Origin of the sequence: Devosia ginsengisoli, assembly GCF_007859655.1 — a bacterium.
GTDB classification, from domain to species: domain Bacteria; phylum Pseudomonadota; class Alphaproteobacteria; order Rhizobiales; family Devosiaceae; genus Devosia; species Devosia ginsengisoli.
In genome coordinates this window covers 1941265-1961229 of sequence record NZ_CP042304.1, presented here as the reverse complement: position 1 = coordinate 1961229, position 19965 = coordinate 1941265, and the positions used below count along the sequence as shown (strand labels likewise).

General features: G+C 63.7%; 27 protein-coding genes. 8 read left to right on the top strand and 19 right to left on the bottom strand.

Going from position 1 to position 19965, the window contains the following annotated elements; translation table 11 throughout:
• Window positions 1-7: 7 nt before the first annotated feature.
• The gene (gene glgX, locus FPZ08_RS09660) at window positions 8-2011 is read left to right on the top strand and encodes a glycogen debranching protein GlgX (RefSeq protein WP_246132845.1); all 2004 of its coding nucleotides are present in this window, start codon (window positions 8-10) and stop codon (window positions 2009-2011) included.
• Here glgX and FPZ08_RS09655 read toward each other — a convergent pair.
• The 8 genes from FPZ08_RS09655 to FPZ08_RS21920 all read right to left on the bottom strand — a co-directional run bounded on the left by FPZ08_RS09655 (window position 2008) and on the right by FPZ08_RS21920 (window position 5219).
• Window positions 2008-2463 carry a GNAT family N-acetyltransferase gene (locus FPZ08_RS09655; protein WP_186767287.1) on the bottom strand — a complete coding sequence of 152 codons (456 nt, stop codon included), beginning with the start codon at window positions 2461-2463 and terminating at the stop codon, window positions 2008-2010. The two genes, glgX and FPZ08_RS09655, sit on opposite strands and share 4 nt — an antisense overlap.
• Window positions 2460-2891, bottom strand: a complete 432-nt coding sequence (locus FPZ08_RS09650; RefSeq protein ID WP_146289777.1) for a DUF3995 domain-containing protein — start codon at window positions 2889-2891, stop codon at window positions 2460-2462. The genes FPZ08_RS09655 and FPZ08_RS09650 overlap by 4 nt, the downstream gene beginning before the upstream one ends.
• 35 nt (window positions 2892-2926) lie before the next feature.
• Window positions 2927-3514, bottom strand: coding sequence for a hypothetical protein (locus tag FPZ08_RS09645; protein WP_146289776.1), 588 nt, complete (start codon window positions 3512-3514; stop codon window positions 2927-2929).
• 5 nt (window positions 3515-3519) lie between these two features.
• A complete protein-coding gene (locus FPZ08_RS09640; protein ID WP_146289775.1) occupies window positions 3520-3903 on the bottom strand; it encodes an MliC family protein in 384 nt (127 codons plus the stop codon).
• A gap of 57 nt (window positions 3904-3960) precedes the next feature.
• Complete coding sequence (locus tag FPZ08_RS09635) at window positions 3961-4257, bottom strand: putative quinol monooxygenase (protein ID WP_146289774.1); 297 nt, start codon at window positions 4255-4257, stop codon at window positions 3961-3963.
• A gap of 36 nt (window positions 4258-4293) precedes the next feature.
• Window positions 4294-4746, bottom strand: a complete 453-nt coding sequence (locus tag FPZ08_RS09630; protein ID WP_146289773.1) for a DUF4126 family protein — start codon at window positions 4744-4746, stop codon at window positions 4294-4296.
• 72 nt (window positions 4747-4818) lie between these two features.
• On the bottom strand, window positions 4819-5049 hold the full coding sequence (locus FPZ08_RS09625) for a hypothetical protein (RefSeq protein WP_146289772.1): 231 nt from the start codon (window positions 5047-5049) through the stop codon (window positions 4819-4821).
• Window positions 5046-5219: a hypothetical protein gene (locus FPZ08_RS21920; protein ID WP_186767286.1), complete on the bottom strand. Its 174-nt coding sequence runs from the start codon at window positions 5217-5219 to the stop codon at window positions 5046-5048. The genes FPZ08_RS09625 and FPZ08_RS21920 overlap by 4 nt, the downstream gene beginning before the upstream one ends.
• Window positions 5220-5424: 205 nt before the next feature.
• On the opposite strand from FPZ08_RS21920, the gene FPZ08_RS09620 reads away from it, so the two are divergent.
• A complete protein-coding gene (locus tag FPZ08_RS09620) occupies window positions 5425-5748 on the top strand; it encodes a hypothetical protein (protein WP_146289771.1) in 324 nt (107 codons plus the stop codon).
• Window positions 5749-5804: 56 nt separating this feature from the next.
• On the opposite strand, the gene FPZ08_RS21915 is transcribed toward FPZ08_RS09620, so the two are convergent.
• Entirely contained in the window at window positions 5805-6206 is a 402-nt protein-coding gene (locus FPZ08_RS21915; RefSeq protein ID WP_186767285.1) for an META domain-containing protein, read from the bottom strand.
• Between the two features lie 190 nt (window positions 6207-6396).
• Here FPZ08_RS21915 and FPZ08_RS09610 point away from each other — a divergent pair, with 190 nt between their 5' ends.
• Window positions 6397-6723 (top strand): hypothetical protein, encoded by a 327-nt coding sequence (locus FPZ08_RS09610; RefSeq protein ID WP_146289769.1) that lies wholly within the window; start codon window positions 6397-6399, stop codon window positions 6721-6723.
• 75 nt (window positions 6724-6798) lie between these two features.
• Here FPZ08_RS09610 and FPZ08_RS09605 read toward each other — a convergent pair whose 3' ends face one another.
• Window positions 6799-7452, bottom strand: coding sequence for a helix-turn-helix domain-containing protein (locus tag FPZ08_RS09605; RefSeq protein ID WP_146289768.1), 654 nt, complete (start codon window positions 7450-7452; stop codon window positions 6799-6801).
• Window positions 7453-7628: 176 nt separating this feature from the next.
• On the opposite strand from FPZ08_RS09605, the gene FPZ08_RS09600 reads away from it, so the two are divergent.
• Window positions 7629-8789 carry a hypothetical protein gene (locus FPZ08_RS09600; RefSeq protein ID WP_146289767.1) on the top strand — a complete coding sequence of 387 codons (1161 nt, stop codon included), beginning with the start codon at window positions 7629-7631 and terminating at the stop codon, window positions 8787-8789.
• 379 nt (window positions 8790-9168) lie between these two features.
• A complete protein-coding gene (locus FPZ08_RS09595) occupies window positions 9169-9633 on the top strand; it encodes an Lrp/AsnC family transcriptional regulator (protein ID WP_146289766.1) in 465 nt (154 codons plus the stop codon).
• A 15-nt stretch (window positions 9634-9648) separates the two neighbouring features.
• Here FPZ08_RS09595 and FPZ08_RS09590 read toward each other — a convergent pair whose 3' ends face one another.
• Both FPZ08_RS09590 and FPZ08_RS09585 read right to left on the bottom strand, forming a co-directional pair.
• On the bottom strand, window positions 9649-10380 hold the full coding sequence (locus tag FPZ08_RS09590; RefSeq protein WP_246132890.1) for a nodulation S family protein: 732 nt from the start codon (window positions 10378-10380) through the stop codon (window positions 9649-9651).
• A 108-nt stretch (window positions 10381-10488) separates the two neighbouring features.
• Entirely contained in the window at window positions 10489-11007 is a 519-nt protein-coding gene (locus tag FPZ08_RS09585) for a MarR family winged helix-turn-helix transcriptional regulator (protein WP_246132844.1), read from the bottom strand.
• 137 nt (window positions 11008-11144) lie between these two features.
• Between FPZ08_RS09585 and FPZ08_RS09580 the strand changes: the two genes are divergently transcribed.
• On the top strand, window positions 11145-12035 hold the full coding sequence (locus FPZ08_RS09580) for a branched-chain amino acid aminotransferase (protein ID WP_146289764.1): 891 nt from the start codon (window positions 11145-11147) through the stop codon (window positions 12033-12035).
• Between the two features lie 186 nt (window positions 12036-12221).
• Here the strand turns inward: FPZ08_RS09580 and FPZ08_RS09575 are convergent, their stop codons facing one another.
• The 6 genes from FPZ08_RS09575 to FPZ08_RS09550 all read right to left on the bottom strand — a co-directional run bounded on the left by FPZ08_RS09575 (window position 12222) and on the right by FPZ08_RS09550 (window position 17879).
• A complete protein-coding gene (locus FPZ08_RS09575) occupies window positions 12222-12668 on the bottom strand; it encodes a molybdenum cofactor biosynthesis protein MoaE (protein WP_146289763.1) in 447 nt (148 codons plus the stop codon).
• A gap of 12 nt (window positions 12669-12680) precedes the next feature.
• Window positions 12681-12920, bottom strand: a complete 240-nt coding sequence (locus tag FPZ08_RS09570; RefSeq protein ID WP_425457581.1) for a MoaD/ThiS family protein — start codon at window positions 12918-12920, stop codon at window positions 12681-12683.
• Window positions 12917-13483: a CDP-diacylglycerol--glycerol-3-phosphate 3-phosphatidyltransferase gene (pgsA, locus tag FPZ08_RS09565; protein WP_146289762.1), complete on the bottom strand. Its 567-nt coding sequence runs from the start codon at window positions 13481-13483 to the stop codon at window positions 12917-12919. The genes FPZ08_RS09570 and pgsA overlap by 4 nt, the downstream gene beginning before the upstream one ends.
• Window positions 13484-13695: 212 nt before the next feature.
• Window positions 13696-14769 (bottom strand): 3-deoxy-7-phosphoheptulonate synthase, encoded by a 1074-nt coding sequence (locus FPZ08_RS09560; RefSeq protein WP_146289761.1) that lies wholly within the window; start codon window positions 14767-14769, stop codon window positions 13696-13698.
• A 444-nt stretch (window positions 14770-15213) separates the two neighbouring features.
• On the bottom strand, window positions 15214-17100 hold the full coding sequence (gene uvrC, locus FPZ08_RS09555) for an excinuclease ABC subunit UvrC (RefSeq protein ID WP_146289760.1): 1887 nt from the start codon (window positions 17098-17100) through the stop codon (window positions 15214-15216).
• On the bottom strand, window positions 17097-17879 hold the full coding sequence (locus FPZ08_RS09550; protein WP_146289759.1) for an SDR family oxidoreductase: 783 nt from the start codon (window positions 17877-17879) through the stop codon (window positions 17097-17099). Before FPZ08_RS09550 ends, uvrC begins: the two co-directional genes overlap by 4 nt.
• Before the next feature lie 203 nt (window positions 17880-18082).
• Between FPZ08_RS09550 and FPZ08_RS09545 the strand changes: the two genes are divergently transcribed.
• Window positions 18083-18403: a hypothetical protein gene (locus FPZ08_RS09545; protein WP_146289758.1), complete on the top strand. Its 321-nt coding sequence runs from the start codon at window positions 18083-18085 to the stop codon at window positions 18401-18403.
• Between the two features lie 75 nt (window positions 18404-18478).
• Window positions 18479-19402 carry a DMT family transporter gene (locus FPZ08_RS09540; protein WP_146289757.1) on the top strand — a complete coding sequence of 308 codons (924 nt, stop codon included), beginning with the start codon at window positions 18479-18481 and terminating at the stop codon, window positions 19400-19402.
• 47 nt (window positions 19403-19449) lie between these two features.
• Here FPZ08_RS09540 and FPZ08_RS09535 read toward each other — a convergent pair whose 3' ends face one another.
• On the bottom strand, window positions 19450-19920 hold the full coding sequence (locus FPZ08_RS09535; protein WP_146289756.1) for an SH3 domain-containing protein: 471 nt from the start codon (window positions 19918-19920) through the stop codon (window positions 19450-19452).
• Window positions 19921-19965 lie beyond the last annotated feature (45 nt).

The window sequence follows — 19965 nt, the reverse complement described above, 5'->3', positions numbered from 1 at the left end:
AATTTCCATGAAACCCATGCTGGTCCCCAACGGGGGCAGTATTGCCCATCTCGGCGCCACGGTGACCGAGGCGGGCGTCAACTTTGCCGTCTATTCGGAAAGCGCCACCCATATCTGGGTGTCGATTTTCGATGAGCAGGACCAGGAAACGGACCGGTTCGAGCTGGATGTCCACCAGGACAATATCCGCGCCGGGCTGGTTTCGGGGCTGGCTGCCGGCGCGCGCTATGGGCTGCGGGCCGACGGGCCATATGATCCGGACCAGGGCTATTTCTTCGACCCGATGAAGCTGCTGGTCGATCCCTATGCCAAGCGGCTCGACCGGGTCTTCGTGCGCTCGCCGCGGCTGCGGCTGGACCGGGCCGAGGCGGTGGATACGGCGCCATTGATCCCCAAGGCCATTGTTGGAGACATGGGCAATGAGAACATCCTGCCGCGCAAGAAGGCGCCGGGACTGTTCTACGAAATGAATGTGCGCGGCTATACGATGCGCCATCCCAGCGTGCAGGGGCCGTTGCGCGGCACGATTGCCGGGCTGACGACGCAAAGGGTGATCGACCATCTCAAATATATCGGCGTCGATACGCTGCAGCTGATGCCGACGGCGGCGTGGATCGACGAGGGCCATCTGCCGGTGCTCGGGCTGACCAATGCCTGGGGCTATAATCCGGTGGCCTATTCGGCGATCGATCCGCGGCTGGCGCCGCGCGGGCCGCAGGAATTGCGGAACATGACCGATCTCTATCGCAAGAACGGCATCTCGGTGATCCTCGACGTGGTCTACAACCATACCGGGGAGAGCGATGCCAATGGGCCGATGCTGAGCCTGATGGGGCTCGATGCGCGGACCTATTATCGCTTCGTCGAGGTCGATGGGAAGCAGCATCTGGTCAACGACACTGGTACCGGCAATACGCTGCGTTGCGACCATCCGGCGGTGCAAAGGCTGGTGATCGACTCGCTGCGCTACTGGGTCGAGGAAATGGGTGTTTCGGGCTTCCGGTTCGACCTGGCGACGGTGCTGGGGCGCGATCCGGGGTTCAACCCCAATGCGGTCATGCTGGAAAAGATCAAGGCCGACCCGGTGCTGAGCAAAGCCATTCTGGTGGCCGAGCCGTGGGATCCGGGTCCGGGCGGGTATGCGCTGGGGCAGTTCGGCAAGGAATTCAAAGAGCATAACGACACCTATCGCGACGAAGTGCGGGAATTCTGGCGCGGCGAGGATGGCAAGATCGGTGCGCTGGCCGGCAAAGTGGCCGGTTCGGCGGAAATCTTCGATTTTGCCGGGCGCAAGCCGAGTGCCGGGGTGAACATGCTGGCCGTGCATGACGGATTCACGCTGCGCGACCTGGTCAGCTATCACGACAAGCATAACGAGGCGAATGGCGAGGGCAATCGCGACGGGCATAATCACAATGCCTCGTGGAATTGCGGCGTCGAGGGGGAAACCGACGACCCTGTTATCAATGCGGCGCGCAAGCGCGACGTGCGGGCGCTGCTGGCGACGCTGTTCCTGTCGCGCGGGGTGCCGCTGCTGCAGCAGGGCGACGAGATGTTCCGCACCCAGCAGGGCAATAACAATGCCTATGCGCAGGACAATGAAATCACCTGGCTGGACTGGGAAAGCGCCGATGGCGACCTGGTGGATTTCGTGGCGGCGATCAACGGCTTCCGCAAAGCCCATGTCGCGCTGACGCATGACCATTTCCTCAGCGGGCAGGACAAGGGCGGCATGCGCGACGTGGTGTGGCTGCATCCTGATGGCCGCGAGATGAATGAGGGCGACTGGGGCCAGTCGGGCGCCTCGGTGCTGGGCATGCATCTGCGGCACAAGGACGATGACGTGCTGGTGTGGTTCAACCGGCGGAGCGAACCGGTGGTGGCACGACTGCCCGAGGGCGGCTGGGCGGTGGGGATCCTGTCGGACAATACCGCCAGCGTTGTGTTGTCCGAGGGAACGGCAACGCTGACGCCGCGCTCGGTGGTGGCGCTGGTGCGCAGCGCGGGCTAAGCCTCGACCATGCCGAGGCGGGCATAGAGGCGGCGCGCCGGGGCTTCCGCCAACTGGACCTTGAGGTCGACATGCGGCGTGCCCCGGGCCGCGAAGAGGGCGAAGGCGTGCAGCATCAGGGCGGCGCCCAGGCCCTGGCCGCGATATCCGGGTGCGACCGCGAGGTCCTTGACGAAACCTGACGTCCAGCACTGTACGAAGCCGGCAACCCGGCCGTCCCCGGTCAAGGCCGGAACGCAGAGCGCCGGGTCGAATTCAGAATCGGTGGTCAGATTGCCGTACCAGTCTTCGAATGGTGCGATCAGCCCGCCGGGAAAGGCTTCATCCAGCAGGGCATGGAGCAGGCGGGGATCGACGGCGTCGAAGGCGGCGGGGGTAATGCCCTGCGGCCAGGCCGGCACGGGGAGCGGACCATCGAGCCGCTTGCGCAGCCGCAGATAGCTTTCGGTCACAGCAGCCTCAGCACGACCAATGCGACAAAACCCAGGCCCAGGAGCAGGCAGAGCGGCGAATAGACCCTGCGATCATTGAGCCGGAAATTGGGTTCGGGGGTCTTTTCGGCCCACCAGGCGGTGTAGCCGACCACGCCGCGGGCGAGGAACACGGCCGCGAGCGGCAGGCCGAGCAGGCTCAAGGGCAGGCCGCCGCTATCGTGATCGGCCAGCGCCAGGGCGATGATGCCGGCGGTCAGGGTGGCCACGGCGACGGCAAACGAGGCCAGGCGCGGCGGCATGCGCTCGATGCCCTCGAAGCCGACGACGGTCTGGGCCAGCAGCCTTTCGTCGCGGATCGGCCAGGTGCGGCCGATGGACCAGAGGAAATGGGCAGTCGAGACGGCCAGCAGGGCGATGAACATGAGGGCGGCGATGAGCATGCTCATGGAGGAGGATTCTCGTACGGCAAGTTTCGGTTCGGTCAGTTCACCGTATAGAAAAACCGCCCGATCCAATAGGCCTGATAGGCCAGATGCAGCAGCACTGCGACGAGATGGACACGGCGATCGGCGGAGCGGATGGCGACGGCGCAGAGAATGAGGCCGAGCGGCACCTGGATGTAATAATCGGCGCCGAAACGATCCCAATAGGCCTCGCCCTTGATCAGGGAATCGACGGTGTCGAGCGCGAAGGTGGCGGCGAACAGGCCGAAGAACCAGAGGCGGCGCTTGAGGAAGAAATCCTCGTAACCGGCATATTCGGCAATGTTGTCGGGCGAGAGCAGGGCGGCCAGCAGGAACAGCGTCACCGCGTAGAGGATGAGGAACAGCGTGATGGCGAAGGTCCAGTGTTCCAGGCGGAACAGGGCGAATTCCCACCACCAGAACAGGATCAGCTCCACCAGGATCGAGGCGATCCAGAGCAGGTGAATGGCCGAGATGCGCGAGCGATGCGGGTGCTGGATCAGGCCGGCCACGGTCATCAGCAGCCGGGTGATGCCCAGGCCGACAATCATGCCCATGACGATGCGGACATGGGGGAAGAGTTCGGCCGGGGACATCTGGTCCATGAATATTACGGTGTGTTGTTCAACTCGCTGCAGGTAAGCACGGGTTCGGCATCCTGACCAAGTGTTACGTCATGCAGCGTGGCATCGACGCCCTTTGTCCACCATTCCCAGATGCCCGAGACATAGCGCACGCCCGAAGCGGCCACGACCGAGGAGAAGATCAGCGGCTCCGGCTCATCGACAACAGGCAGGATGGCGAGAAAGTTCGGCGCGGCATTGATGTAAGTGACGGTGACGGAGCTGCCGTCATTGCAGTCATAGGTCATGACACGGCGTTCGAAATCGCCGGTGGCGCTCAATTCGATCTGGAGTGTGGCCTCGGCCGCCTGCGCCGCGACAGGCGCGAACATGGCGGTGGCGAGGAGGGCGGCGAGGATGGACCTGGTCATGGGGAGCTCCGTGATGGGGTTGCGCCATGGTGTTGCCGATGCACGGCAGAATTGGGGTCAAAGCGTATCGATGCTGTCGGGGTGGATGATCTCGATTTTCGAGGACAGCACAAGGCCTTCGATTGCCGCGCTGAAACTCGCCACGTCCGGCGTGGCGAGATGGCGGTCGAAGGCGGGGCGGTCCTGCCATTGCTCGAAGCACATGACCCGATCGGGGTCGGTGACGCTGGCATGGAGATCGTAATAGAGGCAGCCGGGCTGGCGGCGGGCCACGTCGATCAGCGCATAGGCGGCCTCGACGAAGCTCTCGAGCGCCGCCGGACGGATGCGGAAGGTGGCAATGACATAGATCACGAGCGACCCCTGAGCGCTGTCACGCCACCTTGCCGATCAGGCGAGATAGACGACGAGGAAGGCCAGGACGACGGCCACGACATCCTCGGTGAGCGCGGCCGGCAGGTCGCGACCGAATGCCTTGGCCAGGCGGGCGCGGATATCGGCGCCGCCATAGGTGCCGATGACTGCGCCGACGGCGCCGAGAATGGCTCCGACGATCCAGTTGTCGACCACCAGCAGGGCGCCGGCCAGGGCACCCAGCACGATGCGGGTGCCGAACTGCATCGGGACCTTGCGGCTGGGGGTGTTGGGCAATTGGTCGCTGACCAGTTCGGCAATGGCCAGCAACGTGATGATGACGACGGCAATAATGTTGCCGAGGAAGGCGAGCGGGGTGGCGCTGAGATCGATCCAGCCGAGCCAGGCGCCCCAGGAAATGGCGGCGATCGGTGTAACGGCACGCAGACCGGCGGCGACGCCGATAAGGACGGCAAGAAGGTAGATCATGATTGACCCCTGTTGACGCTATGGCGGCAGCCTGCGCCTGCCGCGAGCGGCTGTCCAGAGGTCAGTGGGGAGCTAGTTGGGCTTGGTTGCCTGCTGGCGATAGCCGGTGATGCTGGCATTGATGACCTGATCGAGCAGGGGCTCGCCAGCGGCGATCTGCGGGTCGGCATTCTGCGTGCGGGCGATCAGCGAGACGACCATGACCTGGATGACATAGGCCTGCCTGGTCTGCCCGGCCTTGTGATGGGCATTGCCGTGGGTTTCGAAGTTGCGCAGCAGCGTATCGTAGGTTTCGGGAGTCATGTCGCGCTTGGCGGTCGACCAGTCGGGCGCCTGAAGATCGTCGACCAGGCCGGCGGCCAGGCGGCCAGGCGGCCCAGCAGCCACATGGCTTCGCCGTCATCGACACCGTCTTCCTGCACATCCTTGAGGACGGCAAAGAAGCGGTTCTTGAAATCTTGTTCCTTGGTCATCGGCCAGGTCCCGTTAATGCGATTTGCGGCCTTAAAGCATTTGTGCGCGCGCAACGCCATGGGGGCCGCAAAAACAAATGTAACGGCGCTGCGCGGGTGCACGACTTGTTGATGCAACCCGTTTTTCAGCAACGATTGTCAGGCAAGCACGTTTTCCATGCGAGCAGATGCTCATTCATTGAGACATTAGAGAAGGCTATTGAAAATGCATATCAAAGCTATTGCTTCCGCCATTGCCCTCGCTACGTCCCTTGGCCTTGCCGGCGCTGTCTATGCGCAAACACCGGTCACCGTTAATGGGCTGACCGTTACCGAGGTGGATTTGCCTCTCGTGCAGGCCTATTGCGAGCAGCTTCAGTCCGGCATGACGCCCGATTCCACGGACGATGCCTCCGCCGCGGCGGCCGACGATTCGCCCGCTGACGGGGATGATGCCGCAGCCGAGGCCAGCGAACCCACGATCGACCTGGGCCAGATTACCCTGGAAGGTTGTGTCGAGGCCGGCCTGATTACCGCAGCCGCCAACTAAGACGCGCTGCATCAGCCCCTTGGAAATGCCCGGCCTTGCGCCGGGCATTTTCTTGTTTAGCTGGCGGGCGCCAGTTCGGCGAGGACCGTGTCGCCTTCCAGCAGTTGCAGATTGCCGCCGACAAGGGCGAAATTGTCGGTGGCTTCCAAGGCGGCGAAGAAGGCCTGTTCCTGCTGCAGGCCATCGCAGGCCATCATGGTGGAGAAGACCTGGCTGATGTCGATGCCGTCAGGCGTGGCGGCCAGGTCGCCGCCATAGGTATTGCAGCCGCCATTGCCGCCGATACTGTCGGCCGAAATGACCAGGGTGGACTTGACCTTGGCATTGACCGGGGCGCCATCGAGCGTGGTCAATTGCCAGCTGGTGCCGATGAGGTCAGCCAGTGGATCGCCATCGGCGGCGGCGGGGATCGACAGCAGGGCCAGCGTGGCGAGGCTCAGCAAGGTCCGGGATAACATGGTTCGCATCTCCTGATTTGCCGGCAGGCTGGCCGGCGATTGTGGCGGTTTTCGACCGTTTGAGGGCCTGATCTGCGCATAGTTCGCATGGAACGCATAAAATGGCGGCGCAAGATTGCCCGGCATGGTTCCCCAATGGTTCCGTTGGCGTGTCGAACACACGACACAGCAAATCGGGAGTATGCGTAAGATGAAGACCTTGATCGCGGTATCGGTTGTTGCCGTCATGGCGATGACGTCGGGGGCTCAGGCCGGTGGCTTCTTTCACAAGCGGGTCAGCAATAACGTGCTGTCCAACATTACCGGCATCGCCGTGGGCCTGACCACGCGGGACATCAATGTGCTCAACGGCACCACCATTGCGGTGGGCAATAACAGCTCCATCCTGTCGGGCATCGGCAACAACAATGCCAATGGTGTGCTGAGCGGCGTGCTCAACGGCAATGGGGTGCTGAATGGCGTGCTGAGCGGCAACGGCATTCTCGGGCTGGGTGGCCACAACCGCAAGCGCTGGTAGGTCACGCCGCCCCAGGGGCCGGACCTCCAGGGCCCCCCACGGAAGATCCGCGCCGCTGCCCCGGCGCGGGTCTTTTTATGCGTTGGCGGATGGCTGGCGCCACAGGGTCATGGAATGGCGGGTTTCGCCGGTCGGGTCGAGCCGGACTTCCTCGACGCGGATATCGGCATCGTCTGCGCCGGCCGGGGCGAAACTCAGTTCGCAGAGGCAGACCCTGATGCCGGCAATGGAATGGATGGTCTTGCCGATGCTGGCCACCCAGCGCGCGCCTTCATGCTGGAAAGGCAGGGTGATGGCGAGGCCGACCACGCCGGCCGGATCGCTCAGCACTTCGCGATAGCGCCGTTGCACCGGCGCGAAGGGCGGGTTGCGCTCGGGGTCGAGGACCCAGCCGAAGCGGTCGAGCGGATTGGGCGAGGCCTGGAAAGGCAGGCTGCGGGCGAGAATTTCGAGCTGGTCATCGAACAGCAGCAGATGCTGGCTGGAATGGAGCACGAAATGCCGGAGCGCCAGCAGCGGATCGACTTCCGGGCCGCGGATGAGGCGGCGGATGGCTTCGACATTATGCGGACGCGGCAGTTCCCGCCCGCTCTCCCAGCGGCTGATCTGGCTCTGGGCGACGCCCAGGCATTTGGCTATGGCATCCTGGCGCAGGCGCGAGCGGATGCGCCAGGCGCGCAACTCGCCGCAAATCTCGCCAGTCCTGTCGTGATCATGCTTGAGCATCATGACCGGCAGAATCCCGGTTGAGCGAAGAATAATATAGTTAATCAAATACTTACGGGCTGGTTCTCGTGCGTTAATGGTCAATTTCAACCAGCAGAGATAAGGAGAATGACTTAGCCCCTACGTGAAATATTGGTTACCGGAACCGTTCGATCCTGCCGCGATAGCGGGAGGCGGGGATGGGCCGGGGTAGAATTGCGCTGATTTTAGTGGCGATGACGGGCGTGGTGCCGGCACTGGCGCAATCGCCGATCGCTATTTCGAGCCAGGTCGAGAGCGGCTGGACCTCCAATGCCACCGACAGCGCGGCGGGCGGGGAGGATTTTTACGTCACGCACAGCCATGACCTGTCGCTAACTGGCCGGACCGACAACCTGCTGTTGCGCGGAAGCCTTTCGATCAGCCAGACGCGGTTCGCGACCACGCAATTCGAGGACGATGCTGCGGTGACTGGCGCCGTGGAGGGGGAACTGGCGCTGGGCGCCGATGCGGTGTTGCGGCTGGGGTATGCGGTGACGCAGAACTGGACGGGCGATGACCTGGGGATCGGCGCGCTGGTGGTGCCGGTGCGCAGCAGCGAGACGCAGCATGAATATCTGGCCGAGTTTACCCTGCGGGGCATCGATCAGCAGGTAGTCGTGGCGGTGACTGGGGATTGGGCACTGCCCGGTGACAGTGTGCTCGATGGGCTCGGATTGCCGCCGCTGCGGCTGCCGCCCATTGTGGGGTCGGTCGCGGGAAAGGTGAACTGGGAGCGGGCGTTGACGCCCAATCTGGCCGTGCTGACCGGGATGGAAGCGTGGTTCACGCTGATCCCGGAGGTGGATCAACTGACCTATCTGCGCGCGCCGGCCGATGGTGGCCGGGTCAGTGCCGGGTTGCGGCTGGCGGATGGGACCTGGACCGCCGAGGGGAAGGGCGGGGTCGATCTGGTCTGGCCCAAGGGGTTCAGCGCGTTGACGCGGACCATGCCCTATATTGCGGTTGCCGCGAGCGTGGTGCCGATGGCCGGGGTGACACTGGCCGCGAGCGGGGAAACCGGGGTGGAACTGGCCGATCCGGCCGATGGGGTGGCGGGGCGTACGGCTGCAATCGATCTCGGGGCGACCTGGATGTTGATGCCTGAGGTCACGTTATCGGCGAGCCTGGCAGGGCAGCAGGAATGGGGACTGTTCGATACGGATCTGGTGCGGTCGGTGCGGATGGCGGCGCTGGGCGCGCGCTATGCCGTATCGGAGCGTTTCACCTATCGGGCCATGCTGACCTGGTCGCGCCATGCCGAGCCCGACGAGCAGTATGACAAGGCCGGCCTCGCCCTGTCGCTGCGGGGCGATTTCTAGAGTATTTCGACGTTTCGCCGAAACGCCGAAATGCTCCGCTATCCCTTGGCTTGCCGCGTTTCCGAACCGCAAAACCGTGTCCAGTTTTGCTGGAAACGCTGCAGGGAGAGGCCGATCATGCGGAACTCTTGCCTGATAGCGCCGTTATCCGACTGAACCCGGCTGCGGCCACCGACGTGACCGGGAATGGCCTTGGTGCCTGTCCTCCCGGGCACCTGGCGATCGGTGGACTGCTGCAGAGGCTGACGCTCCTTTGTGGTGTCTCCGGTGGGGGCGCGGAACTTCGGTTTCGCGCCCTTTTTCGTGCCGGAGTGCTGGTGTTTTCGTGCTATTGCCGCTGAAAATCGAATGACATTCGAGATAGGGCGGGAAATTCGGGATGGCATTGCAGATCGATAGCGTGGACCGCAAGCTGTTGCGGGCGTTGCAGGTGGACAGCCGCAAGAGCGTGCAGGTGCTGGGCGAAGCGGTGGGACTTTCCGCCTCGGCCTGCCATAGGCGGCTCAAGGCTCTGGAAGAGCAGGGGCTGATCGAGGGGTATCGCGCCGTGCTCAATGCCGGACGGCTGGGCTATTCGATGCAGTTCTTCATCGAGGTGGGGCTGACCAGCCAGAGCGAGGCCGTGCTCGAGGCCTTCGAGGCGGCGGTGCAGGATATTCCCGAAGTGCTCGAATGCCACCTGATGGCGGGGCAATCGGACTATATTCTGCGCGTAGTGTGCCAGGACCATGAGGATTTCGAGCGGCTGCATCGGCGGCTCAGTGCGCGGCTGCCGGGGGTGGCGCGCATTCACTCGAACATGAGCATCCGCACGGTGAAGGCGCGCACCGGCCTGCCGATCTAAGGCTCCGGGCGGCGATCAGTAGGCCTGGAGCAGCGGTTCGCCCAGCAGCATGGCGCCGGCAAAGGCCAGTGCGGCGCCGCCCTTGCGGCACAGGAAGATGATATTGTTGGCAACGCCTGCCGTATGCCAGAGCAGGCTGCGGATCGCCCGGTCCATGCCGCCCTTGATGCCGAGCGAGGGCAGGCTGGCCTCGACGGCGAAGCCGTGCTGCTGCAGCGTCGCATGGACATCGGCCATGTCGTAGCGGCGATAGCGGCTGTCCTTGTTGAAGAGCGACCATAGCGGACCGGCGCGCCGGTCGAGAATGTCGAAATAGAGCTGGCCGCCCGGCTTGAGGAAGGGCGCGTATTTTTCCATGACGGCGTAGAAATCGACATGCTTGGTGTAGAACATGTCGTTGACCACGATCACGTCATACTGGCGCTCGGGTTCGAATGCCATGACGTCGCAGACGGCGAAACTGGACGGAGCGATAAGCTCTTCCTCGATCAGCCGTGCATGGAGCGGCGCGAGGCAGGCGTCGATATCGATGCTGTCGATGCGCGCGCAATCGGGCGAGAGATAGAACTCCATCGCGAAAGGGCCGCTGGCGATATTGAGGACACTCTTGCCGGCCAACTGGTCCGCGAAAGCCTGCCGCATGATGTCGAACCGGCGCTCGTTGACGAAGAAACGGACCTCGCCGGCCTCACGATCTGCAAGGTGGGCGAATAACAGTTCTTCGTATTTCTGCTGGCGCGTATCCATGTCCGACACTATTTCCCCCTTACTGTCCCAACATATTGGGATGGGCGGGAAAATAGAAAGCCGCGGGATGTTTCCTGGTTAATTCGCGTGCCTGCCGGCGGAGGGTTTTTAGAGCCCCGTGGTGAGGTTCAAGCGATCCAGCACGGTGCGGTCGGCGGGATCGACCATGCCCACGAGGAACCGCGTCACGATGCGCCGGGAATCGGGAGGGAGAGCGGAAATGGCCGCCGTGATGCGGCTGGCCTGGGTGGCCGACAGGGTGGCGAAGAACTGGCGGCCCTTGTCGGTGGCGTGGAGCAGGCGCTGGCGGCGGTCGGAATGGCCGGTCTTCTGCTCGATATAGCCATTGTCGATCAACTGGCGCAGTACGCGCGCCAGGCTCTGCTTGGTAATCTTGAGGATATCAAGCAGGTCGGCCACCGGCATGCCGGGGCGCAGATTGACAAAATAGAGCACCCGATGGTGCGCGCGACCGAAACCCTGATGGCCGAGCAGAGCATCGGCATCGCCGGTGAAATCGCGATAGGCGAAGAAAAACAGGCCCATAATGTCGAGGGGCAGGGCCTCGCCGCCGGGCGGGGCGGAATTTATGTCAGCTATGTTGACATTTTTTTGGTGCGCTGCCATTGTCTTCCCATCAGGACGCCGTTCCGTCTTATCCCTCAGCCTTTGTGGTTTGCCAAGGCCTTGGGCCTGGGGCATGATCGGCGCCAACGGGCGACCGCGCGTGGCGGCACCCCCACAGGAATATTCGGGAGACGATCATGGCAGGCGTGCCGATGGACCAGCGGGATGGCTGGATCTGGTTTGATGGCGAGTTCAAACCGTGGAAAGACGCAAAGGTTCACGTGCTGACGCATGGGCTGCATTATGCCAGCTCGGTGTTCGAGGGTGAGCGCGCCTATGGCGGCGAAATTTTCAAGTCGCGCGAGCATACCGAGCGGCTGATCCGCTCGGCCAAGACGCTCGACATGCCCATGCCGTGGTCGGTGGAGCAGATCGAGGAAGCCAAGCGCGCGGTGCTCGAAAAGAACGGTCTGGTCGATGCCTATGTGCGTCCCGTGGCCTGGCGCGGTTCGGAGGAACTGAGCGTTCCGGCCCGCAACAATACGGTGCATCTGGCGATCGCCGCCTGGGTGTGGCCGAGCTATTTCTCGGTCGAGGAGAAGCTCAAGGGCATCCGGCTCGAATGGAGCAAATGGAAGCGCCCCAGCCCGGAGACCATTCCGTCCTCGGCCAAGGCCGCCGGCCTCTACATGATCTGCACGCTGAGCAAGGACGCGGCCATGGCCAATGGCTATGCCGATTCCATGATGCTGGACTATCGCGGCTATGTGGCCGAGGCGACCGGCGCCAACGTGTTCTTCATCAAGGGCAAGGACATCACCACGCCGACGCCGGATTGCTTCCTCAACGGCATCACGCGGCAGACGCTGATCGACCTGGCCAAGCGCAATGGCTATACGGTCACCGAACGCCACATCATGCCGGAAGAGCTTGCCGGGTTCGATGAATGCTTCCTGACTGGTACGGCTGCCGAGGTTACGCCGGTCAGCGAGATCGGCCAGTACAGGTTCACGCCGGGCGAGGGCTGCCGTACGCTGATCGACGCCTATAGCGCCGAAGTCCAGCCCAAGCGCGCCGCAGCGGAATAAGCGGAATCAATTTGTGAAAAAGCCGGGCCAAGTGCCCGGCTTTTTTGTTGTTTGTGGGCACGCCCTCGTGGTTCGAGGGTCGCTGTGCTCCCGCCTCACCATGAGGGCTACCGTTAGCGCTGAGTTCAAAGTAGCCCTCATGGTGAGGTGCGCTTCTTCAGCGCCTCGAACCACGAGGGTGTGGCATTACTCCCACCGCGCCTTCGCAACATCGTCCTCCGCTTTTGCTTCCACCCAATGCGTTCCCCCCGGCCCGGTTTCCTGTTTCCAGAAGGGGGCGTCGGTCTTGAGGTAGTCCATCAGGAATTCGGCGCCCTTGAAGGCGGCTTCGCGGTGGGGCGAGAGGGTCATGACCTGGACGATGGGCTCGCCGGGGGCGAGGGTGCCATAGCGGTGGATGACTGTCGCGGCGAGGAGGCCGAAGCGGGTTTTGGCCCGATCTACAATTGATGCGAGCTGGTTGACGGCCAGTTCGGGATAGCATTCCAGCGTCAGGGCGGTGATCGGGTCGTCGGGCCTGGAGCGGACGACGCCGGTGAAGGTAACGGCGGCGCCGGCACCCTGCCCAGCGGCGAGGAAGGCGTTGGTTTCGGCGCCGGGATCGAACGGGTCGGGGGAGACGCGGACGGCCATGTCAGCCTCCCGTCATCGGGGGAAGAGGGCGACGACTTTGGCGCCGGCAATCGGGGCGGTGTGGGCAACGAGCTTTGCGTCCACGGCGGCCTTGATGAGGCTGCGCTTTTCCACCGCGAGAGCGAAGGCTTCGTCGCGGGTTGCGAGCCAGTCGATGAGATCGGCGACGGTGGCGACTTCGGCTGGTGGGGACACCTCTTCCTCGCCGCGATTGAGGCGTTCGCGCAGCCAGGCGAAATAGAGGATTTTCATTTCTGCTCTTCGACGAGGTGGGGCCAACTGGCGCGCAGATACTGGAAGCCAGTCCAGACGGTCAGGATGGCGGCGAGCCAGAGCAGGATGTCGCTGACCAGGCCCAGGCCGGGGACGATGCGTTCGAGCAGGACCACGGCGAGCGCGACGAGCTGAATGGTGGTCTTCCACTTCGCCAGCCAGCTCACCGGCAGCACGACTTTGATATTGCCGAGGAATTCACGCAGGCCGGGGATGAAGAATTCGCGGAACAGGATGGCGCAGGCCGGGATCATGTCCCAGCCGGAAAAGCTGCCATCCCAGGCGAGGGCGGCGATGAGAATGCCGACCAGCAGCTTGTCGGCGATGGGATCGAGCATGCGGCCGAAGGGCGAATACTGGTTCCAGGCGCGGGCGAGATAGCCGTCGAGCCAGTCGCTGGCGGCGGCGATGACGTAGATGATGAGCGCGACAAGGCGCAGCACGATGTCGCCCTGCATCACCAGCCAGACAATAGGGATGATCGCCAGGATGCGGGCGATGGTGATGATATTGGGAACGAGCAGCAGCGGGTTCTTGGCCATGGGGGGACAGAACAGGAATGGGGGTGAGGGGTCAAGCCTACCGCTCTTCCCTTCTCCCCTTGCGGGAGAAGGTGCCCGAAGGGCGGATGAGGGGTTCCGCGTTATCCATTGGCATTGAAGCATGGGATGGCGCAGAACCCCTCACCCGGCAATTTCTTCTGAACGAAGAAATTGCCACCCTCTCCCGCAAGGGGAGAGGGGAAGTTCGGTAGTTACGCCACCGCCTGGTTGGTCGCCGCGCGTCGTTGCGTTACCGACTCGGCCAGGGCCTCCAGCGCCGTCACTGTCGTGTCCCAGTCGATGCAGCCGTCAGTGATGGATTGGCCGTAGACCAGTTCGCGGCCTTCCACCAAGTCCTGGCGGCCGGCGACGAGGTTGGATTCGACCATCACACCGATGATGCGGCGGTCGCCTGATGCGAGCTGGTTGCCGATATCGGCAAGGACCAGCGGCTGGTTTTCCGGGTTCTTGGAGGAATTGGCGTGGCTGGCGTCGATCATGATTGATGGCGCGAGACCCGCCTTTTCGGCGGCAGCAGCGGCGGCATCGACGCTGGCTGCGTCATAATTGGTGGTCTTTCCGCCGCGCAGGATGATGTGGCAATCCTCATTGCCCGAGGTGGCGGCGATGGCCGAGCGACCATCCTTGGTGACGGCGAGGAAATGATGCGGCTGGCCGGCCGAGGCGACGGCATCCAGGGCGATCTTCACATTGCCGTCGGTGCCATTCTTGAAGCCGACTGGGCAGGAGAGGCCGGAGGCCAGTTCGCGGTGGATCTGGCTTTCGGTGGTGCGCGCGCCGATGGCGGCCCAGCTGACCAGGTCGGCAATGTATTGCGGGGTCGTCATGTCGAGGAATTCGCAGGCGGCGGGCAGGCCGAGATTGGCGATGTCGAGCAAGAGGGCGCGGGCGGTGTGCAGGCCATTGTCGATGTCGAAGCTGCCATCGAGATTGGGATCGTTGATCAGGCCCTTCCAGCCGACGGTGGTGCGGGGCTTTTCGAAATAGACGCGCATGATGATCTCAAGCCGGTCGCCCAGGGATTCGCGCAAAGCCACGAGGCGTTTCGCGTAATCCAGCGCCGCAGCGGGATCGTGAATGGAGCAGGGGCCGACGACGACGGCGAGGCGGTCGTCATTGCCGGCGAGGATATTGTGGAAGGCGTGGCGGGCGCTGATGACGGTGCGGGTGGCGGCATCGGTGCGCGGATGCTGGCGCATCACCTCGATCGGGGTGGTCAGCGGTTTGATTTCGGTAATGCGAAGGTCGTCGGTGGATTTGAGCACTTGATGGTCTCCTCGGAGTTCTGAACTTCGGAGGCGGCCAACAAAAAAGCCGCCTCGTTGGGGGGCGGCTGGCTTCGGGTTTGGTCGTATCTTGTGAGATCAGATCAAGCGCGCAATAGCCTCCGCCGGGAGCGGATAGCTAAACCAAAACGAAACGGTGGCGACGGAACGGATCATGCGGTGGTTGTAGCGCGGTGGTTTGCGGGTGTCGAGTCCGACTTTTGGATGTTGGAGCGTCCCATCACGCCACTCCCACCTCCTCCCTTCTCCCCTTGAGGGAGAAGGTGCCCGAAGGGCGGATGAGGGGTCCTGCGCTATCTACCGGCATTGAAGCATGGGCGAGCGCAGACCCCTCACCCGCAATTTCCTCTGAACGAGGAAATTGCCCCCCTCCCCTCAGGGGGCGAGGGGTGGCTCCACTCCTGGGGCGTGCACTTCAACCGGCTATTCCACCCGGTTGAAGTGGTCGTAGATCAGTTGCGCCATGGCGCTTGAGATCGTCGGGACGGATTGCAGGTCGGTCAGGCTGGCGCGGCCGACGGCTTTGGCGGAGCCGAAATGGTTGAGCAAAGCGCGCTTGCGGGTCGGGCCGATGCCTTCGATTTCGTCGAGCGGGTTCTTGATCTGGTCCTTCTTGCGCTTGGCGCGGTGGGTGCCAATGGCGAAGCGGTGGGCTTCGTCGCGCAGGCGCTGGACGTAGTAGAGGACCGGGTCGCGGTGCGGCAGCATGAAGGCCTCGCGGCCTTCCATGAAGAATTTTTCGCGGCCGGCATCGCGTTCCTCGCCCTTGGCGATACCGATAAAGGTCACTTCCTTGGGCAGGTTCAGTTCGGCGATAACGCCGCGTACGGCGCTCATCTGGCCGGCGCCGCCGTCGATGAAGACGACATCGGGCCAGTCGGGCATGCCGGTATTTTCGTCTTCGGCATCGTCTTCGCTCTCATTGGCGAGGCGGGTGAAGCGGCGGGTGAGCACTTCGCGCATCATGCCGAAATCGTCGCCGGCCGCGATGTCGGATTTGATGTTGAAGGTGCGGTAGTGCTTCTTGGAGAAGCCTTCCTCGCCGGCCACGACCATGGCGCCGACCATGTTGGTGCCTGAAATGTGGGAATTGTCGTAGGTCTCGATGCGGCGCGGGACTTCCTCGAGGCCGAAGGTCTCGGCGACGCCTTCGAGCAGGGTGCGGTTGGTGGCGCCTTCGGCGAGCTGGCGGCCGAGCGCCTCGCGGGCATTGTTGAGGGCGTGATTGACCAGGTCGCGCTTTTCGCCGCGCCTGGGCTGCTCGATATAGACGCGGCGGCCGGCGCGGGTGCTGAGGGCTTCGGTCATGACTTCGGGTTCGGCCAGGTCGTGGCTGATCAGCACGAGGCGCGCCGGGGTGCGGTTTTCGTAGAACTGGCCGATAAAGGCTTCGAGCACTTCGGCGTCGGAGAGGCTGGCATCGGCGCGGGGGCGATAGGGGTAATTGCCCCAGTTCTGGAAGGCGCGGAAGAAGAAGACCTGTACGCAGAACTGGCCGCCCTCGTGGTGGATGGCGAAGACATCGGCTTCTTCCACGGTCTTGGCGGTGGCGTCGCCCTGCGACTGGATGAGGGCCAAGGCCGAGAGGCGGTCGCGCAGCAGGGCCGCACGTTCGAAATCAAGCTGTTCGGCGGCCTGGTTCATGTCGCGTTGCAGGTGGTCGCGCACGGCACTGGACTTGCCGGACAGGAACTGGCGGGCGTCTTCCACCAGTTCACCATAGCCCTCCAGCGAAATTTCGCGGGTGCAGGGGGCGGCGCAGCGCTTGATCTGGAATTGCAGGCAGGGGCGGGTGCGCGCGGCGTAGAAGCTGTCCGAGCAATTGCGGAGGAGAAACGCTTTTTGCAGACTGGCAATAGTGCGGCCCACGGCAGTGGCCGAGGCGAAGGGGCCGAAATAATGGCCCTGCCGGCGGCGCGTGCCGCGATGCTTGGTCAGCTCGGGCGCCTCGTGATCGGTGGCGATCAGGATATAGGGGAAGCTCTTGTCGTCGCGCAGCAGCACGTTGAAGCGGGGCTTGAGCCGCTTGATCATGTTGGCTTCGAGCAGCAGCGCTTCGGACTCGGTCTCGGTGCGCACGAATTCCATGCTCACAGTGGCCGATATCATGCGCTGCAGGCGGATTTCCAGGGCGTCGGGACGGGTATAGTTGGTGACGCGCGCCTTGAGGTTGCGGGCCTTGCCCACATACATGACGGCACCTTCCGCATCGAGCATGCGGTAGACGCCCGGCGCTGACGGCAGGGTGCGGACGAAGGCACGGATGACTTCGTGGCCGCTGGGCGGCGGTGGGGCGATTTCGTCGGTCATGCGCGTGGCGTGGGCTTGCTCTTGGGCAGGTATTCGAGATGCTCCCCGCCGTCGAGCGCCAGCATCTGGCCCGTCATGGACGGGGTGTTGAGCAACATTATGACGCCATCGGCAATGGCCTCCGGGCCGGCATGGCGCTGCAAGGGCAGGGCGGCGACGGAGCGGTCGAATTCGACCTGGCTCTGGCGCGTATGGGGCAGGACAGGGCCGGGGCCGATGGCGTTGACGCGAATGGCGGGAGCCAGCGACTGCGCCAGGGTGCGGGTGGCCGTCCACAGCACGGATTTGGAGAGCGTATAGCTGAAATAGGCCGGCGTGGGATGTAGCACGCGCTCATCGACGAGATTGATGATGTTGCCGGTGACGCCTGCGGGGAGCTGGCCGGCGAAATCGCGGGCAAGAAACATCGGCGCTTCGGCATGGATGGCGAAATGGGCGTCCCACAGGGCCTCGTCCATGTCGCGGGCGCTGTCGGGCTCGAAGGTCGAGGCGTTGTTGACCAGCACGGCCAGGGGGCCGAAAAATGCGGCGGCCTTGGCGATCAGCGCGGCACGCTGGCTGCGTTTGGCGAGATCGGCCTTGATGATGTCGGCACGGCCGTCTTCGCGGCGAATGGCGTCGCGCACGGCGCGGGCGCCTTCGGCATTGGCACGATAATGGATGACCACGGCATGGCCGGCTTTGGCCAAAGCCATGGCAATGGCCGCGCCGATGCGGTCGCTGGCGCCGGTGACGAGGGCGACGGAAGAGGCCGGTGATGGTGCGGAGCGATTCGACATAATGGACGTGGCTGACCTTGTAAGCGGACCATAGGCCGCTTTTACGGCCCGGTTCAATGCATCGGCAATGGCTGATTTACTGGGGTCTGCTGACAAGTTCGGACAGCAGTCTTGTCCTTTTACTGCCGCAGCTTCGGGCGTAGGCTTGCCTAGTCACCGCGCGGCAGGTGGCCCCGCGGGGCATTCCTTGAGGGGGGAAGCAAATGGAAGTCATCGTGCCTATTCTGGTCCAGCTTGTCGGCGGCGGTGTCGGCGGCAATGTCATCGGGCAAATCGCCAAGTCGCTCAACATCGGTACGGCCGGCAATACGATTGTCGGCGCGATTGGTGGCATAGCCGGGACCTGGCTTGCCGGGATGATTCCCGGACTTGACGGTCTGGTCGGTGCGGCTGCAGGTGCTGCAGGCACGGCGGGCGGGCTCGATCTGGGTGCCCTGGCGGGCCAGGGCGCAACGGGCCTGGTCAGCGGCGGCATTCTCACCGCCATTGCCGGGCTCATCAAGTCCTCTATGGCCAAGGCCTAGGCTTTGCGATAGCGCTTCGAACGCTCCGGCACCCAAGGCCGGGGCGTTTTCCTGTGCCTGGGCGATTCAACCACCATGTCTTCCTCCGCCGCCGATATCCGCACCGACAATATCGGCCGCGCCATTGTCCTGACGCTCATCACCATCGGGGTGTTCGGCGTGCAGGATGCGGTTTCCAAGATATTGGTGCAGACCTATTCGCCGTTCCAGATCACCATGATGCGCTATTGGGGCTTCGCCGCCTTTTCGCTGCTGCTGGTGATGCGGCAGGCGCCGTTGCGGCAAGCATTCAGCTCGCGGGTTCCCATGCTGCAGGTGTTGCGCGGCATGCTGCTGATGGCCGATATCTGGTTTTTCGGGCTCGCCCTGCGCACCGTGCCGCTGGGTGAATTGCAGGCCATCACGGTGGTTTATCCGCTGCTGGTGACGCTGTTCGCCATTCCTATTCTAGGCGAGAAGGTGGGCGTGTTCCGGTTTGCCGCGGTTGGCGTGGGGTTTGCCGGGGCGCTGGTGATCGTGCGGCCGGGCGGCTTGCCGCTGGACTGGGGCGTGGGTTTCGCGCTGGCCTCGGCGACATTCTACGCGATCTATATCGTCATCACCCGCAAGGTCAGCCAGTTCGACAGTGCGGCGACCAGCATGACCTATACCGCGACCGTGGGGCTGGTGCTGTCGGCCGCGGTCGGCGTGTTCTTCTGGCAGCCGATGGGGTGGGGCGATTTCCTGCTGGTCGTGGTCATCATGGTCACGACCTGCGCCGGGCATGGGGTGATGGTGTATGCGCTGTCGATGGCGCCGGCCAGCGTGGTGCAGCCGTTCAACTATTTCTCGTTGCCCTGGGCGATCCTGCTCAGCGCCGTGGTCTTCGGGCACTGGATCGATCCGATTTCACTGCTCGGCGCGGCCATTATTGCCGGGGCGGGGCTGGTGGTCATGGCGCGCGAGCGGATGAAGCGCGTGCCTGTGGTGGCCGATCCGACCTTGCCGGGGCAGGAATAGAAAAACGCCGCCCGGGAGGGGCGGCGTTCGACAGGATTGGTGCGGGCTTAGTTGCCGACGCAGAAGTAGCCGTTGGGGCCGTTGAAGCAGACGCTGCCACTATTGCCCGGATAGGTGGGCCAGGGCTGCGGGCGAGGCGGCCGCGGGTTCCAGTGGGGCGGACGCGGGGGATAGGGATCCCAGTGCGGCGGGCGCGGCGGACGGGGATTCCAGTGCGGCGGGCGATCCCAATCGTCATCACCCTGCCAGCCGCCGCTGCTGCCACGGCTGAGATAGCTGGCCGAGACCCAGCCATCGGGGCCGCGCTTTTCGACAAAGCACCAGCTGCCGCGGCAATACTGCACATCGACCTGCTGGCCGCGGGTCAGGACGTCGACGCGGGCATAGCCCGTGCCCGGACCCGAGCGCACATTGACATTGCCGGTCGCGACGGCCGGAGCAGCGAAAGCGGACCCAGCCGTCGCCAGAAGCGCCAGTGCTGCGAGGCCGCCAGCCATGAGTTTCTTGCTCAGAGCCATTTTGTTTCTCCTTCGTTTGAGGCAGCTAAATGCCTTTGAACGATA

Coding starts and splice junctions, on each gene's coding strand:
- glgX (WP_246132845.1), top strand. CDS start 8: ATGAAACCCATGCTGGTCCCCAACGGGGGCAGTATTGCCCATCTCGGC.
- FPZ08_RS09650 (WP_146289777.1), bottom strand. CDS start 2,891: ATGAGCATGCTCATCGCCGCCCTCATGTTCATCGCCCTGCTGGCCGTC.
- FPZ08_RS09645 (WP_146289776.1), bottom strand. CDS start 3,514: ATGGACCAGATGTCCCCGGCCGAACTCTTCCCCCATGTCCGCATCGTC.
- FPZ08_RS09640 (WP_146289775.1), bottom strand. CDS start 3,903: ATGACCAGGTCCATCCTCGCCGCCCTCCTCGCCACCGCCATGTTCGCG.
- FPZ08_RS09630 (WP_146289773.1), bottom strand. CDS start 4,746: ATGATCTACCTTCTTGCCGTCCTTATCGGCGTCGCCGCCGGTCTGCGT.
- FPZ08_RS09625 (WP_146289772.1), bottom strand. CDS start 5,049: ATGACTCCCGAAACCTACGATACGCTGCTGCGCAACTTCGAAACCCAC.
- FPZ08_RS21920 (WP_186767286.1), bottom strand. CDS start 5,219: ATGACCAAGGAACAAGATTTCAAGAACCGCTTCTTTGCCGTCCTCAAG.
- FPZ08_RS09620 (WP_146289771.1), top strand. CDS start 5,425: ATGCATATCAAAGCTATTGCTTCCGCCATTGCCCTCGCTACGTCCCTT.
- FPZ08_RS21915 (WP_186767285.1), bottom strand. CDS start 6,206: ATGTTATCCCGGACCTTGCTGAGCCTCGCCACGCTGGCCCTGCTGTCG.
- FPZ08_RS09610 (WP_146289769.1), top strand. CDS start 6,397: ATGAAGACCTTGATCGCGGTATCGGTTGTTGCCGTCATGGCGATGACG.
- FPZ08_RS09605 (WP_146289768.1), bottom strand. CDS start 7,452: ATGATGCTCAAGCATGATCACGACAGGACTGGCGAGATTTGCGGCGAG.
- FPZ08_RS09600 (WP_146289767.1), top strand. CDS start 7,629: ATGGGCCGGGGTAGAATTGCGCTGATTTTAGTGGCGATGACGGGCGTG.
- FPZ08_RS09595 (WP_146289766.1), top strand. CDS start 9,169: ATGGCATTGCAGATCGATAGCGTGGACCGCAAGCTGTTGCGGGCGTTG.
- FPZ08_RS09590 (WP_246132890.1), bottom strand. CDS start 10,380: ATGGATACGCGCCAGCAGAAATACGAAGAACTGTTATTCGCCCACCTT.
- FPZ08_RS09585 (WP_246132844.1), bottom strand. CDS start 11,007: ATGGCAGCGCACCAAAAAAATGTCAACATAGCTGACATAAATTCCGCC.
- FPZ08_RS09580 (WP_146289764.1), top strand. CDS start 11,145: ATGGCAGGCGTGCCGATGGACCAGCGGGATGGCTGGATCTGGTTTGAT.
- FPZ08_RS09575 (WP_146289763.1), bottom strand. CDS start 12,668: ATGGCCGTCCGCGTCTCCCCCGACCCGTTCGATCCCGGCGCCGAAACC.
- FPZ08_RS09570 (WP_425457581.1), bottom strand. CDS start 12,920: ATGAAAATCCTCTATTTCGCCTGGCTGCGCGAACGCCTCAATCGCGGC.
- pgsA (WP_146289762.1), bottom strand. CDS start 13,483: ATGGCCAAGAACCCGCTGCTGCTCGTTCCCAATATCATCACCATCGCC.
- uvrC (WP_146289760.1), bottom strand. CDS start 17,100: ATGACCGACGAAATCGCCCCACCGCCGCCCAGCGGCCACGAAGTCATC.
- FPZ08_RS09550 (WP_146289759.1), bottom strand. CDS start 17,879: ATGTCGAATCGCTCCGCACCATCACCGGCCTCTTCCGTCGCCCTCGTC.
- FPZ08_RS09545 (WP_146289758.1), top strand. CDS start 18,083: ATGGAAGTCATCGTGCCTATTCTGGTCCAGCTTGTCGGCGGCGGTGTC.
- FPZ08_RS09540 (WP_146289757.1), top strand. CDS start 18,479: ATGTCTTCCTCCGCCGCCGATATCCGCACCGACAATATCGGCCGCGCC.
- FPZ08_RS09535 (WP_146289756.1), bottom strand. CDS start 19,920: ATGGCTCTGAGCAAGAAACTCATGGCTGGCGGCCTCGCAGCACTGGCG.